General features: G+C 71.8%; 10 protein-coding genes. 7 read left to right on the forward strand and 3 right to left on the reverse strand.

The genetic code is table 11. The features are described 5' to 3' along the window. Nucleotides 1–5: 5 nt before the first annotated feature. Both OG430_RS29720 and OG430_RS29725 read right to left on the reverse strand, forming a co-directional pair. Nucleotides 6–1,385, reverse strand: a complete 1,380-nt coding sequence (locus OG430_RS29720) for an ABC transporter substrate-binding protein (RefSeq protein ID WP_327355691.1) — start codon at nt 1,383–1,385, stop codon at nt 6–8. A 456-nt stretch (nt 1,386–1,841) separates the two neighbouring features. Then, complete coding sequence (locus OG430_RS29725; RefSeq protein ID WP_327355692.1) at nt 1,842–5,036, reverse strand: FHA domain-containing protein; 3,195 nt, start codon at nt 5,034–5,036, stop codon at nt 1,842–1,844. 653 nt (nt 5,037–5,689) lie between these two features. Between OG430_RS29725 and OG430_RS29730 the strand changes: the two genes are divergently transcribed. The 4 genes from OG430_RS29730 (at nt 5,690) to OG430_RS29745 (ending at nt 10,844) form a co-directional block, all read left to right on the forward strand. Next, nucleotides 5,690–7,336 (forward strand): serine/threonine-protein kinase, encoded by a 1,647-nt coding sequence (locus OG430_RS29730; protein WP_327355693.1) that lies wholly within the window; start codon nt 5,690–5,692, stop codon nt 7,334–7,336. A 153-nt stretch (nt 7,337–7,489) separates the two neighbouring features. Then, entirely contained in the window at nt 7,490–8,758 is a 1,269-nt protein-coding gene (locus tag OG430_RS29735; RefSeq protein WP_327355694.1) for a serine/threonine-protein kinase, read from the forward strand. Nucleotides 8,759–8,816: 58 nt separating this feature from the next. After that, nucleotides 8,817–9,920: a peptide chain release factor 2 gene (prfB, locus tag OG430_RS29740; protein ID WP_327355695.1), complete on the forward strand. Its 1,104-nt coding sequence runs from the start codon at nt 8,817–8,819 to the stop codon at nt 9,918–9,920. 297 nt (nt 9,921–10,217) lie between these two features. Then, on the forward strand, nt 10,218–10,844 hold the full coding sequence (locus OG430_RS29745; protein ID WP_327355696.1) for an LPXTG cell wall anchor domain-containing protein: 627 nt from the start codon (nt 10,218–10,220) through the stop codon (nt 10,842–10,844). Between the two features lie 81 nt (nt 10,845–10,925). Here the strand turns inward: OG430_RS29745 and OG430_RS29750 are convergent, their stop codons facing one another. After that, nucleotides 10,926–11,123 (reverse strand): hypothetical protein, encoded by a 198-nt coding sequence (locus OG430_RS29750; RefSeq protein WP_327355697.1) that lies wholly within the window; start codon nt 11,121–11,123, stop codon nt 10,926–10,928. Between the two features lie 267 nt (nt 11,124–11,390). Here OG430_RS29750 and ftsE point away from each other — a divergent pair, with 267 nt between their 5' ends. From ftsE to OG430_RS29765, 3 genes are all read left to right on the forward strand, one after another. Further along, nucleotides 11,391–12,080 carry a cell division ATP-binding protein FtsE gene (gene ftsE / locus OG430_RS29755; RefSeq protein ID WP_327355698.1) on the forward strand — a complete coding sequence of 230 codons (690 nt, stop codon included), beginning with the start codon at nt 11,391–11,393 and terminating at the stop codon, nt 12,078–12,080. A gap of 38 nt (nt 12,081–12,118) precedes the next feature. Continuing rightward, a complete protein-coding gene (gene ftsX / locus OG430_RS29760) occupies nt 12,119–13,036 on the forward strand; it encodes a permease-like cell division protein FtsX (RefSeq protein WP_327355699.1) in 918 nt (305 codons plus the stop codon). 67 nt (nt 13,037–13,103) lie between these two features. Beyond that, on the forward strand, nt 13,104–14,267 hold the full coding sequence (locus OG430_RS29765) for a S41 family peptidase (RefSeq protein WP_327355700.1): 1,164 nt from the start codon (nt 13,104–13,106) through the stop codon (nt 14,265–14,267). The last annotated feature ends 18 nt before the right edge of the window (nt 14,268–14,285 follow it).

Raw genomic sequence — 14,285 nt, forward strand, 5'->3', positions numbered from 1 at the left:
TGCCGTCAGCTCTTGTAGGCCTTGGCGGCGGCCGCCTCGAGTGCCTGCTGGGCGCCCGCGACGTCCTTGGGGTTCTTGAGGAAGTCCTGCAGCGCCTTCCACTCGCCCGAGCCCTGGGTGCCGCCGAAGGCGGCCGGGGCCTGGTCGGACATGTCGAAGCGGAAGTCGTCGCCCGCGGCGATCAGGTTCTTGGCGATGTCCCGGATCACGGCGTCCTTGTACTTGGCCTGATCCATCTCCTTGTTGGGGGAGATGATGCCGCCCTGCGCCGCCCAGACCTCGGCCGCGTCGGTCGAGGCGAGGAAGGTCATCAGGGCCTGGGCGGCCTTGTCGTCCTTCAGGATCACGGCCACGTCGCCGCCGCTGACCACCGGCGACTTGTCGCCGACCGCCGGGAACGGGAAGACCTTGGCGTCCGTGCCGACCTTGGCCTTGGTGTCCTTGTTGATGTTCGCGGTGACGAAGTCGCCCTCGAAGACCATCGCGGCCGGGGTGTCACCGGAGAAGGTGTTCGTCACCGACTTGGGGAACTCCGTGCGCAGTGCGCCCGCCTTGCCGCCCGCGAGGAGTTCGTCCTTGCCCCACAGCTCACCGAGGGTGGTCAGCGCCTCCTTCACGGAGGGGTCCGTCCACTTGATCTTGTGCGCGGCCAGCTGGTCGTACTTCTCCGGGCCCGCCTGCGAGAGATAGACGTTCTCGAACCAGTCGGTGAGGGTCCAGCCGTCCTGCCCGGCGACCGAGACCGCGGGGGAGCCCGCGTCCGACAGGGTCTGCGCGGTGGCGACGAAGTCCTTCCAGGTCTTGGGCGCGTCACTGATGCCCGCGGCCTCGAAGGCCTCCGTGTTGTACCAGACCAGGGACTTGTTGGCGGCCTTGGCGTAGATCCCGTACTGCTTGTCCTTGTAGGCCCCGAGGTCCTTCCAGCCCGCCGAGAAGTTCTTGTCGAGCTGCGCCTGGGCCTCGGTGCCCAGCGGCTTGACCCAGCCCTTGTCGACGAACTGGTGCAGGACGCCGACCTGCGGGAGGAACGCCACATTGGGCGGCTGGCCGCCCTGGATCTTCGTGCCCAGGAAGGTGGAGGTGTTGTTGCCGGTCGGTACGTAGCTGACCTCGGCGCCGGTGCGCTTCTCGAACTCGTCGAGGACCGCCTGGAAGTTCTCCTGCTCGGGCCCGGTCCAGACGGCCGCCACCTCGAGCTTCTGGCCGTCCAGCTTGGGCAGTTGGACGCTTGCCCCGCTGGACTTGCTGGGCTTTTCGCCGCCCCCGTCGCCCTTCTTGTCGTCGCTGCATCCGGCGAGCGCGAGGGCGCCTGCCACTGCGATGGCTATGGCGGCCTTGGCGCTGCTTACGCTGCCTGCCCTGCCCGTGCGAAGAGTTGTGCGCATCACTGCCCCGTCTCTTCTTCCTGTGCGCGGTCCCCTGCGGGGAGCTTGTCCCGTGCGGAGAGCTTGTCCCGTGCGGTCAGGTGTACGCCCGGTGCCTTGAGCCCGGCAATAGCGTCTGCGGCGTCAAGTAGGCGATCGTGATGGGAGCGTGACTTGCCGTCAGGGCTGGGCGGGATTTCCGGCCGAGGTCGCGGGGGCTTCGCTCCCGGGCCCCCTTCCTTTGCCCCTCCCCGCCCCTTCCCGTAATCCTGCGGAGCTTTCCGCCCTCCGGGCGGTGTCCTCAAGCGCCGGACGGGCTGATTCATCGAGCTCGGCCTCGATGAATCAGCCCGTCCGGCATGTCTCTTCAGCCCGTCAGGCGTGTCTCTTCAGCCCGTCCGGCGTTTGAGGACAGTCTTTTGAAGCCGGCGGCAGCCTTACGGGAAGGGGCGGGGAGGGGAAGAAAAAAGGGGGGCGTCACAACAGCGACGGAACCTCCTGAGCCGCAACGGACCGAGCGGCCCGCTCCAGCGCACTGGCCAGCAGGGCCAAGTCGGTGGGCCCATTGCCCAGTTCACGCACGGGCCGCCGCGTGGGCGGATCCCCCATCCGCTCCCACTCCAGCGGCACCGCGGTAGGCCGCAAAGTCGACGTACGGGGAATGCGCCCCGTGACCCGCCCGGCCTGGAAGGGCGTCGCACGACCGTCCGCCGTGTGCAACTGCCCGCGCCCCGGGGCAGGATCCTCCGGGTTCGACGCCGGTGCGGCCAGCACGACGCGCAGGGTCGCCGACCGGGCCAGCTCCGTCTCGGCGGTCCGGTCCGGACGCCCCGTGGTCGCCACGAGGTGGACGCCGAGCCGCTCGCCGTCACGGGCGATGGCCTCCAGGGCGCGCACCACGGACCCGGCCGAGGGCCGCCCGGGTGCGCCGAGCGCGGGCGCCACCAGCGCGTCGATGTCGTCGACCAGGACGACAAGGCGGGGGAGCGGCGGGCCCGGCTCGGGGGCCGAACTCGCCTGTGTCGTACGCAACTTGAGGGTCGAGCTGGGCGGCGCGTCCAGATCCGCCGCGCCCCGCTGCTCCGGGCGCCCCGGCGCACCGGCGCCCGAGCGCTGCGCCACCATCCGCCCCGACACCTCCCGCTGGGTGTGCCACGCCGTGAAGTCGAGGCGGCCCAGGAGCTCGGCGCGACGCTTCAGCTCGGCGGTCAGGGCCTGCGCGAACTCCCGCATGCGCACCGGGTCGTTGGCCGTGAGGTGGGTGGTGACGTGGGGCAGCTCCGTGCCCGCGCGCAGGCCTTCGCCGCGCTCGCCGCCCGCCCCGTCGATCAGGATCATGCCGAGGCGGTCCGGCCGCTCGGCGGAGGCCAGGGACGCGGCGGCCGAGCGGAGCAGCTCGGTGCGGCCGCTGCCTGCCGGGCCCTCGATCAGCAGATGGGGGCCTGCGGCCACCAGGTCGGCGCAGACCGGCCCGCGCGGGCCCGCCCCGAGCACCGCCCAGGCGCGCCCGCCGAGCGCTTCCTTGTCGTCGGCGGCCGCCGCCCAGCGTGCGAGCAGGGAGGCGGGGGTGGCCCTGGCAAGCCCCAACTCGTCCAGGAGCCGGGCCGCTTGGGGCAACGGCGCCGCCACGCGTGCGTGCCGCTCGCCCGGCGTCAGGGAGTCCGCCGTGCGCAGCGGGGCGAGCGCCCGCGCGAACCGCTCGGCCCAGGCGGCCGACACGGCGTCCACCGAGGCGACCTGGCCGTGGCCGACGGGGCGGCCCTGCGAGATGCGCAGGAGGCGCAGGGCCGTCGCCACGTCGCCGCTCAGCAGGGTGACCGCCCCGCAGGCACGGAAGGCGGGGGATGCGGCGCAGGCCGTCTCGTACGTCGTCGCGACCGGGGAGGCGGGGGACGCCGCCGGGGTCTCGGCCAGGCAGATCACATGGATTCCGGCGGCCGGGCCCTCGGCCGCGAGCCGGGTGGTCGCCTCGCGCAGACCCGCGTGGCCGGGGTCGCCGTCGACGACGAGGACGGTGAAGGGGCCGCGGGCGGGCGGAGTTTCGACGTCCTCCAGGTGGTCGTCCAGGCGACGCAGCAGCTCACCCGTGCGGGCGGCCGCCTGCTCACGGTCGTACGCGAGGAGCAGCCGGCAGTCCTGGCCGTGCGCCGGACGCACATGCGGCAGCCAGCCGAGCCAGCCCCACTGGGCGGTCCGCTCCTCCACCGGCCGGACCCGGTCGGTGCTGATCAGCACGAGCTCCAGGTCCGAGGGCGAGTGCAGCGCCGCGAGCTGGGCGAGGACCGCGCGGGCCAGGCCCGCGAGGCGGTCCCGGGGCCCGGCGAGCCCCAGCGCGCCCGCCTCCCGCAGGCCGACCGTCACGGGCACGGCCGGCAGCAGCCCCGCCCCGTCAGGCGTGGCCCGGTCCGCGGTGCCGAGCCGCACTGCGAGGGCCTCGGGGTGCGCGGGCCCGCGCTCCCAGAGCCGGGGGCCCGGGCCGAGCGCGGTGAGCAGCAGCGCGGACGGGTCGGGCCAGACCTCCGGCGCCGCCGGGGGCTCAGTGACGGTCACGCGCGCGGTGACGGCCGGTGCGAGGGGCAGCTCCTGCTCGCCCCGCCCACCGGTCAACCGCCTGGCCCAGGCGCCGATCCCGCCGCGCCTGCGGATCTGCCGGGGCACGGTGGTGCCCCGCGCGGGGGTGCCGGTGCGGCCGCGCTCGGGGGTGCGGCCGTCGTCCTCCGCACCCTCGTACGGTCCGGCGGACGGGGTTCCCTCGTAAGAGGGCCCTGCTGAGGCGTAAGAAGCTCCCGCAGAAGGCTCTGTATAAGAAGGCTCCGTATAAGAAGGGTCCGTATAAGAGGAGGCCGTTCCCTCCTGGGCGGCCGCGCGCGGGTCCGACTCGGCGACGGGCCCCGCGTGCGGGGCGACGCCGGGCCCCGCGTCGCCGAGGCCGCTCACCGTCGCGCCCGCCGGGGCGCCGGGGGCGGTCGCGGACAGGCCGACGGCGGCGATCGCCGGGACGCCCACCCGGATGTGTCCTTCGCCGTCCGCCTGTGTGTCCAGCGCGGTCTCCGCGCGCGGGGGCGCGAGCCGCAGCGCCGATTCGCCGATGCGCAACAGTGCGCCGGGGGCCAGCCGCACGGGGCGGTCGGCGACCGGCTCGCCGTCGACCGCCGTGCCGTTCGTGGAGTTCAGGTCCGTCACCGTGACCCGGCCGTCCGGGGCCACCGTGACCGCGCAGTGCAGCCGGGACACATCGGGGTCGTCGAGCGGGACGTCCGCGTCGGCGGAGCGGCCGATGCTGACCTGCCCGCCGTGCAGCAGATGGACGCCGCCCGCATCGGGCCCGGCGATCACATGGAGGCGCGCGGCGGCACCTTCGGCGGACGGGGCGGGCTCGGCCGGACCGCCCAGGGCGAGCACGGATCCGTCCAGCAGGGGCGGTTCGCCCAGCGTGCGTTCCTTCGCGTCGAGGCGCTCGGAGCCCGCGTACACCACCACGGGACCCTCGGGTCCGCCGACGGCGGTGGCCAGGCCGGAGACCACCGACGCGAGAGCGGTGCCGGTGGGCGCGGTGACGAGCACGTCGCAGGACGACCGGGAGGGGGGCAGGGGCGGCTCGCCCTGCGCGGACTGTGCGGTCTGCGGGGTCCGGCCGCTGAGCGGCCCGAGGACGGTCAGCCGGATCTGCATCGCCGTCAGCGGTCCCTTCTGCGCTAGGGCCTGTTCTGAGTTGCCCGTCTGCGCCCCGACGCCCGGCACGCACCCTCACCGCACGGCGCCACAGGACAGGTGGCTCCTTCCCCAAGCTCTCGACTTCGCTCGAGCAGGGGAGACCCCATTCATGACCTGCGACGCCGCACGCCGAGGGCACGCACCGACCGCCGCTGCGTCCGCGCTTCGCGCGGACGACGGGCAACTCAGAACAGGCCCTAGTGCCCGGCAGGGAGATGGCCCATGTGACTCCCCCCACCGCACACGGCATGGCTCCGTGCTGCTGTGCATCCTCGCACCTGCCACTGACAACACGCCCGGGGGCCACCCGTAAGTGATCTTGATTGGCTGGGTCTGACTGTTTTTTGACGCCTTGAGCCTGTCGCTGAGCCCGCCGCCACGGCGCGGACGACCCGGTGTGACCTCCTGCGACCCCGACGGTGGCAACCAACGGCCACGGAGGAACGTCTTCCCACCGAACACTGATCCGACTGATCCGATACATCCGGGGAAGGCCCTCAGACACCCGCACTACAGTGGGTCGGAACACCTGGACGCGGTACAGAGGGCCCCCTGGGACCAAGCAGACCAGGAAACACCAGGCAGACCAGCAGATCGACAGGGAGCGCGACGTGCGGCCGGTAGGCAGCAAGTATCTGCTCGAGGAGCCGCTCGGACGCGGCGCCACGGGCACCGTCTGGCGAGCCCGCCAGCGCGAGACCGCGGGCGCCGAGGCCGCCGTGGCCGGGCAGCCCGGCGAGACCGTCGCCATCAAGGTCCTCAAGGAGGAGCTGGCGAACGACCCGGACGTCGTGATGCGCTTCCTGCGCGAACGCTCGGTCCTGCTGCGCCTGACCCACCAGAACATCGTGCGCACCCGCGACCTGGTCGTCGAGGGCGACCTCCTGGCGCTCGTCATGGACCTGGTCGACGGCCCGGACCTGCACCACTACATCCGGGACAACGGGCCGATGACGCCCGTCGCCGCCTCCCTGATGACCGCCCAGATCGCCGACGCCCTCGCCGCGAGCCACGCGGACGGCGTCGTACACCGCGACCTGAAGCCCGCGAACGTCCTCCTGAAGGACGAGGGCGGTCAGCTCCACCCGCTGCTCACCGACTTCGGCATCGCGCGCCTCGCCGACTCCCCGGGCCTGACCCGGACCCATGAATTCGTCGGTACGCCCGCGTACGTCGCACCCGAGTCCGCCGAGGGCCGGCCGCAGACCTCCGCCGTCGACATCTACGGCGCGGGCATCCTGCTGTACGAACTGGTCACCGGGCGCCCGCCGTTCGCGGGCGGCACCGCCCTCGAGGTGCTGCACCGGCACCTCAGCGAGGAGCCGCAGCGCCCGTCCACCGTGCCCCAGCCGCTGTGGACGGTCATCGAGCGCTGCCTGCGCAAGAACCCGGACGAACGCCCCAGCGCGGAGAACCTCGCGCGCGGGCTGCGCACCGTCGCCGACGGCGTCGGGGTGCACGCGAACTCCGCCCAGATCGCCGCGGCCGAGGGCGTCGGCGCCCTGCTCGCCCCCGACCCGGCCCCGGCCACCGTCCCGGGCACCCCGGGCGCGGCCGACCCCACCCAGGTACTGCCGAGCAACGCTGGCTCGTACGACCCGGGCGCCGCGACGAACGTCATGCCGCACACCGGTCACGCCGATCCCACCGCGGTCATGCCGCCCGTCCCGCCGAACCAGCCGGGCCAGGGCCCCCAGGACGAGCACCCGTGGCAGAACCAGATGCGCGCGGCTCGCGACCGCAACGAGCAGACCCAGGTCCAGTACCTGGACCCCAACCAGGACCCGCTGCGCCGCCGCCCCCAGCGTCAGGTCAACCGCCCGCAGCAGGCCCCGCGCCAGCCGCAGCAGCAGGGCGGCTACGGCTATCCCCAGCAGCAGGCGGGCTACGGCTACCCCCAGCAGCAGCAACCCCAGCAGCACCAGCCGCAGCGCTACGCCCCGGCCCCGCAGCCCCAGCAGCAGCCACAGCACTACGCGCCCCCGCAGGCCCCGCCGCCCCAGCAGCCTAGGCCGCCGCGCGAGCCGCGGCGCAGCAACCCGAACCGGATGCGGATCCCGGGCCTCGGCTGCCTCAAGGGCTGCCTGTTCACGGTCGTCATCCTGATCGTGGCCAGCTGGCTGATCTGGGAGCTGAGCCCGCTGCAGGACTGGATCGGGCAGGGCAAGGGCTACTGGGAGCAGATCTCGGACTGGGTCGGCACGGTGTCCGGCTGGGTCGGGGACCTCGGCGGAGACTCGGGCGGCGGCTCGCAGTAGTCCACGGGCGGCCGACCGCTGGCCGCCCGCACCCAACTGCGCACGCGACCCTGCAGATTTGTCGACATCTGCAGGGTGATTTCTCCCGCGGAAGTGAAGGTTGGCGACGAAGCCGCGTAGCTTTGTCGCCAACAGCGCCCCGTAGGAGCAGTCTTGGCACGGAAAATCGGCAGCCGGTACACCGCCCACCAGATCCTGGGCCGCGGATCCGCCGGCACAGTGTGGCTCGGTGAGGGACCCGAGGGGCCCGTCGCCATCAAGCTGCTGCGCGAGGACCTCGCCTCCGACCAGGACCTCGTCGGGCGCTTCGTGCAGGAGCGCACCGCGCTGCTCAGCCTCGACCACCCGAACGTGGTGGGCGTCCGCGACCTGGTGGTCGACGGCAACGACCTCGCCCTCGTGATGGACCTCGTCCGCGGCACGGACGTACGCACCCGCCTGGAGCGCGAGCGCAGGCTCGCCCCCGAGGCCGCGGTCGCCATCGCGGCCGACGTCGCCGACGGACTCGCGGCCGCGCACGCGGCGGGCATCGTCCACCGCGACGTGAAGCCGGAGAACGTCCTGCTCGACATGCAGGGCCCGCTCGGCCCCGGCGGCTCGCACCCGGCGCTGCTCACCGACTTCGGCGTCGCCAAGCTCGTCGACTCACCGCGCCGCACGCGCGCGACGAAGGTGATCGGCACCCCCGACTACCTCGCCCCCGAGATCATCGAGGGACTGCCGCCCCGCGCGGCCGTCGACATCTACGCGCTCGCCACCGTCCTGTACGAACTCCTCGCCGGCTTCACGCCGTTCGGCGGCGGCCACCCCGGCGCCGTCCTGCGCCGCCACGTCACCGAGACCGTCGTGCCGCTGCCGGGCATCCCCGACGAGCTGTGGCAGCTGATCGTCCAGTGCCTGGCCAAGGCCCCGGCCTCCCGGCTGCGCGCCTCCGAGATGGCCGCCCGGCTGCGCGAGCAGCTCCCGCTGCTCGCCGGGATGCCGCCACTGGACGTGGACGAGCCGTACGACCCGGACGCGGCGCCCGCCGGCGACACCTACGAGGACGAGCACAGCGACGCCTACGACCAGCCGAACCCCGGCGCCCCCCGCCGGGGCGCCGTCCCGCTGGTGCCCGGCGGCGCCACCGACTCCAACCGCGACACCCATACGTCGATGCGGGTGCCCGGACCGGACGAGCTGGCCGGCGGTGCGCGCGGCACGGCCCGTGCGCCCCGGGCGGCGGGCGCGCCCCGGCCCGGCTCGGCCCGGCACAAGGCGGCCGCGGACGCCCGTAGACGGCGGCTCACGCTGGGGGCGGCGGCCGTCGCCCTGGTCGCGGCGGTCGGCGTCGGCAGCTGGCTGGCGACGAGCGGGGACGACGCGGACGCGACCCCTCAGGACAACAACGGAGGCAACCCGACGGCCCCGGTCAGCCCCTGATCCGAGCGGTTACCGCAGCCGGGGAATCGGTACTTCCCCGAGCCGTTAGGCTGGTGTCGTGGCAGTCGTCGATGTTTCCGAAGAGCTCAAGTCCCTCAGCGCGACCATGGGGTCGATCGAGGCCGTCCTCGACCTGGACAAGCTGAAGGCCGATATCGCCGTGCTCGAGGAGCAGGCCGCGGCACCGTCCCTGTGGGACGACCCGGAGGCGGCGCAGAAGATCACCAGCAAGCTTTCGCACCTGCAGGCCGAGGTCCGCAAGGCCGAGGCCCTGAGGGGTCGCATCGACGACCTCGAGGTGCTCTTCGAGATGGCCGCGGAGGAGGACGACGCGGACACCCTCGCGGAGGCCGAGTCCGAGCTCGCCGCCGTCCAGAAGGCGCTGGACGAGATGGAAGTACGCACCCTCCTCTCCGGTGAGTACGACGCCCGCGAGGCCCTGGTCAACATCCGCGCCGAGGCCGGCGGCGTCGACGCCGCGGACTTCGCCGAGCAGCTGCAGCGCATGTATCTGCGCTGGGCCGAGCGGCACGGCTACTCGACCGAGGTCTACGAGACGTCGTACGCGGAAGAGGCCGGCATCAAGTCGACCACCTTCGTCGTCAAGGCGCCCTACGCGTACGGCACGCTCTCCGTCGAGCAGGGCACCCACCGCCTGGTCCGCATCTCGCCGTTCGACAACCAGGGCCGCCGCCAGACGTCCTTCGCGGGCGTCGAGGTGCTCCCCGTCGTCGAGTCCAGCGACCACGTCGAGATCGAGGAGGCCGACCTGCGCGTGGACGTCTACCGCGCCTCCGGCCCCGGTGGTCAGGGCGTCAACACCACCGACTCCGCGGTCCGCATCACGCACATCCCGACCGGCATCGTGGTGTCCTGTCAGAACGAGCGCTCGCAGATCCAGAACAAGGCCAGCGCCATGAACGTCCTGCAGGCCAAGCTCCTCGAGCGCCAGCGCCAGGAGGAGCGGGCCAAGATGGACGCCCTGAAGGACGGCGGCAGTTCGTGGGGCAACCAGATGCGGTCGTACGTCCTGCACCCGTACCAGATGGTCAAGGACCTGCGCACCGAGTTCGAAGTCGGCAACCCGCAGGCCGTACTTGACGGCGAGATCGACGGCTTCATCGAGGCCGGGATTCGCTGGCGCAAGCAGCAGGAGAAGTAAGCCACTCACGTCGGCTCTCTCCGCTGGTTTTATCGACATGGCAACTGCCGCCCGGGGTACGTCCCTTGAGGCGGCAGTTGCCTTTTCCGTCACAGTCGCATCTCCGTAGGCCGGGCATCACATGGCAATTCGGACATCACTCGCGCAACGGCCTTGACGCAGTCTTTAATTCTGGGAAGGCTGGCGCGCGGCATGCGTATTACTGGGGCGCGTGTGACGGGGGCTTCCGGCCACTCGGTGCATCTCTGCCCTGGGCGCTGCTCCACTGACGAATTAGCTACTGGGGGTAGCAGCCAGATGACGAAGAAGACGCGGATCCGCGTGGCGCGGATAGCCGCCGGCGCAGTGATCGCCGCCGGTGCCTCGCTGACCGCCGCCGGCGTTGCCTCGGCCGCCGGTATCGACGTGAACGTCGGCCCGCTCAACGTGAACGCCCACGCCGGCGAAGAGGACGGTGTCGGTGTCGGCATCGGCATCGGCGGCGAGGACGACCCGACGGACGACCCGACGGACCCGGAGGAGCCGACGGACATCCCGACGGACCCCGAGGAGCCGACCGACGTCCCGACGGACCCGGAGGAGCCGACCGACGAGCCCACCGAGCCGACTGACGAGCCCACGGACCCGTCCGAGCCGACCGACGAGCCGACCGACCCGGGCAACGGGAACGGTGGCAACAACGGCGGCAACGGCAACACCGACCCCAACGGCGGCAACGAGCCCGTCGAGAACGGTGGCGGCCAGGAGGGCCTGACCGACACCGGCGAGGCTCCCGCCGCGCAGGGCAAGGACAAGGGCGAGCTCGCCGAGACGGGCGCGGCCGAGACCACGTTCCTGATCATCGGTGCCGCCACGATGATCGCGGGCGGCATCGGCTTCCGCCTGCTGCCTCGCCTGGCTGCCGGCCGTAACGCGGCTGTCTGAGCGAGTCTGCACGTAGCGTAACCAGAAGGGCCCGGAGCGTTCGCTCCGGGCCCTTCTGCCTGCCTTCTGCCTGCCTTCTGCCTATGCGGTTTGGTGCGCCAGCAGCGCCATCGCGCCGATCAGCATCACCAGGAGTGCTATCAGCGCCACCGGGTTCAGGCCCCCGAAGGGGCCCTCATCCTGCTGCTGCAGCCGCACGCGGTTCGCGCGGCACACGGGGCAGCGGCCCTCATTGACGGGGGCGGCGCAGTTCGCACACACCAATCGGTCATACGTCATGCGCACTCCTCCTCCCGCGCGGCGGAGCCGCAACCACAGTTCTCTCCGCCCAACGCTCACGGAAACGCATCCGTTCCCCTCCACTGTGCCAGCTTCCCCGGATTTCGGCGCGCCCCGCCGTAAGTCGCCGGATTCCGACCGATCCGTTCCAGGTGAGATCCGTGATAAAAGGGGCAACCCTCGCGCAACCCCGGACGCCGACTGCACTCCGCACCCCAGGTCGCGTATGGTCACGCAGACCTACCCCCGGCGACCCGTGGTGCATCCGTGATCCGATTCGACAACGTGTCCAAGACCTATCCCAAGCAGACGCGCCCCGCGCTGCGGGATGTCTCCCTCGACATCGAGCGAGGCGAGTTCGTCTTCCTGGTGGGGTCCTCCGGCTCCGGAAAGTCCACCTTCCTGCGCCTGGTCCTCCGTGAGGAGCGCGCCAGCCACGGCCAGGTGCACGTCCTCGGCAAGGACCTCGCGCGCCTGTCCAACTGGAAGGTGCCGCACATGCGGCGCCAGCTGGGCACCGTCTTCCAGGACTTCCGGCTGCTGCCCAACAAGACCGTCGGCGAGAACGTCGCCTTCGCGCTCGAGGTCATCGGCAAGCCGCGCGGCACGATCCGCAAGACCGTCCCCGAGGTCCTCGACCTCGTCGGTCTCGGCGGCAAGGAAGACCGCATGCCCGGCGAGCTCTCCGGTGGTGAGCAGCAGCGCGTGGCCATCGCCCGCGCCTTCGTGAACCGGCCGATGCTGCTGATCGCGGACGAGCCCACGGGCAACCTCGACCCGCAGACCTCCGTCGGCATCATGAAGCTGCTCGACCGCATCAACCGGACGGGTACCACCGTCATCATGGCCACCCACGACCAGCAGATCGTGGACCAGATGCGCAAGCGCGTCATCGAGCTGGAGAAGGGCCGTCTCGTCCGCGACCAGTCGCGCGGCGTCTACGGCTACCAGCACTGACACGAGCAGCAACGAGAGCACAAGCCTGAAAGGACGCCATGCGCGCCCAATTCGTCCTGTCGGAGATCGGCGTAGGTCTCCGCCGCAATCTCACGATGACCTTCGCCGTCATCGTCTCCGTCGCCCTCTCGCTCGCGCTCTTCGGCGGTTCGCTGCTCATGCGCGACCAGGTGAGCACGATGAAGGGCTACTGGTACGACAAGGTCAACGTCGCCATCTTCCTGTGCAACAAGGGTGATGCGGAGACCGACCCCAACTGCACCGAGGGGGCGGTCAACGACGAGCAGAAGAAGTCGATGCTCGCCGAGCTCGAGAAGCTGCCGATCGTCGAGAACGTCATCGAGGAGTCCAAGGACGAGGCGTACGACCACTACAAGGACCAGTTCGGTGACTCGCCGCTGATCAACTCGCTCACCCCGGACCAGATGCAGGAGTCGTACCGGGTCAAGCTGAAGGACCCGGAGAAGTACCAGGTCATCGCCAGCGCCTTCTCGGACCGGCCGGGTGTGCAGTCGGTGCAGGACCAGCGCAAGACCGTCGACAACCTCTTCGAGCTGCTCAACGGCATGAACTACGCGGCCCTGTTCGTGATGGCCCTGATGCTGGTCGTCGCCCTGATGCTGATCGTCAATACGGTGCGCGTCTCGGCGTTCAGCCGCAGACGCGAGACCGGCATCATGCGCCTGGTGGGCGCCTCCAGTTTCTACATCCAGATGCCGTTCATCATGGAGGCCGCCTTCGCGGGGCTCCTCGGCGCCGGTGTCGCCTGTGTGATGCTCCTCGTCGGCCGGTACTTCCTGATCGACCACGGCCTCGCGCTTGCCGACAAGCTGCAGCTGATCAAGTTCGTCGGCTGGGACCAGGTCATCGCGGTCCTCCCGTACGTCCTCCTCATCGGCCTGCTGATGCCCGCGCTCGCCGCTTTCTTCGCGCTGCGCAAGTACCTCAAGGTGTGAGACATGTCCAGGGCGTCGTACGGTCAACGGGCCGTACGGCGCCCTGTGTTGTCCTAGACTCACCGTCATGTCGGGCCCTGATTTGTTCCACCGGCCCCGCAGCATTCGCCGCGGGGCGGCCCTGACATTGGTCTTCGCGAGCGTCCTGTTCACCGGCGCCGCCGCCGGATCGTGGAGCGAGCAAGGCCGGAAAAACCCTCAGCCGCCCGCCCGTTCCGCCGCCCCCGCCGACAAGGTGGCCGACGCCGCGGCCGAGGCCATGGCCGACGGCAAGTCGCCCGCCGAAGCGGCCGAGGCCGCCGAGGAAGCCGTCAGCCGCAGTGGTGACCGCTGGGCCTCGGTCTACGACGCGACCGAGTACGAGGAGTTCGCCCAGGAGCTCGAGGGCGAGTACACCGGCGTCGGCCTCTGGGCCCGCCGCACCCGGGACGGCGCCATCGAGGTCACCCGCGTCCAGCGCGGCGGCCCCGCCGAGCGCGCCGGGATCGTCCGCGGCGACCGGCTGCGCACCGTCGACGGCAAGCCCGTGGCCGACCGCCCCGTCAGCGAGGTGCTGGCCCGGCTGCGCGGCCGGGGCGCCGACGCCGGCACCCGGGTCGAGCTGGGCCTCACGCGCGGCACGCGCGCGTGGAGCAGGGTGCTGCGCCGCGAGACCCTGGAGACCGAGTCGGTGTCCAGCCGGACGCTCGCCGGCGGCCCCGTACTGATCAAGGTCACCGCCTTCACCAAGGGCACGGGCGAGCAGGTGCGCTCCGCGGTCCGGTCGGCCCCCGACCACGCGGGCATTCTGCTGGACCTGCGGGGGAACGCCGGCGGACTGGTCTCCGAGGCCGTGGTCGCCGCCTCCGCCTTCCTGGACGGCGGTCTGGTGGCGACGTACGACGAGAAGGGAGAGCAGCGCGCCCTGCACGCAGAAGCGGGCGGTGACACGCTCAGACCCCTGGTCGTCCTGGTCGACGGCGGCACGATGAGCGCCGCCGAACTGCTCACCGGGGCCCTGCAGGACCGCGGCCGCGCGGTCGTCGTCGGCACCCGGACCTTCGGCAAGGGCTCCGTGCAGATGCCGACCCGGCTCCCCGACGGCTCGGTCGCCGAGCTCACCGTCGGCCACTACCGCACCCCGTCGGGCCGTGGCGTCGACGGCCGGGGCATCACTCCGGACCTCGAGGCCGGCGAGGCGGCCGAGGAGCGGGCCCGCACAGTATTGAGTGGCCTCGGCACCCCCTCCTAGTGCGAAAATGGCCGCACT

The sequence above is a fragment of the Streptomyces sp. NBC_01304 genome (assembly GCF_035975855.1).
Taxonomy (GTDB): Bacteria; Actinomycetota; Actinomycetes; order Streptomycetales; family Streptomycetaceae; genus Streptomyces.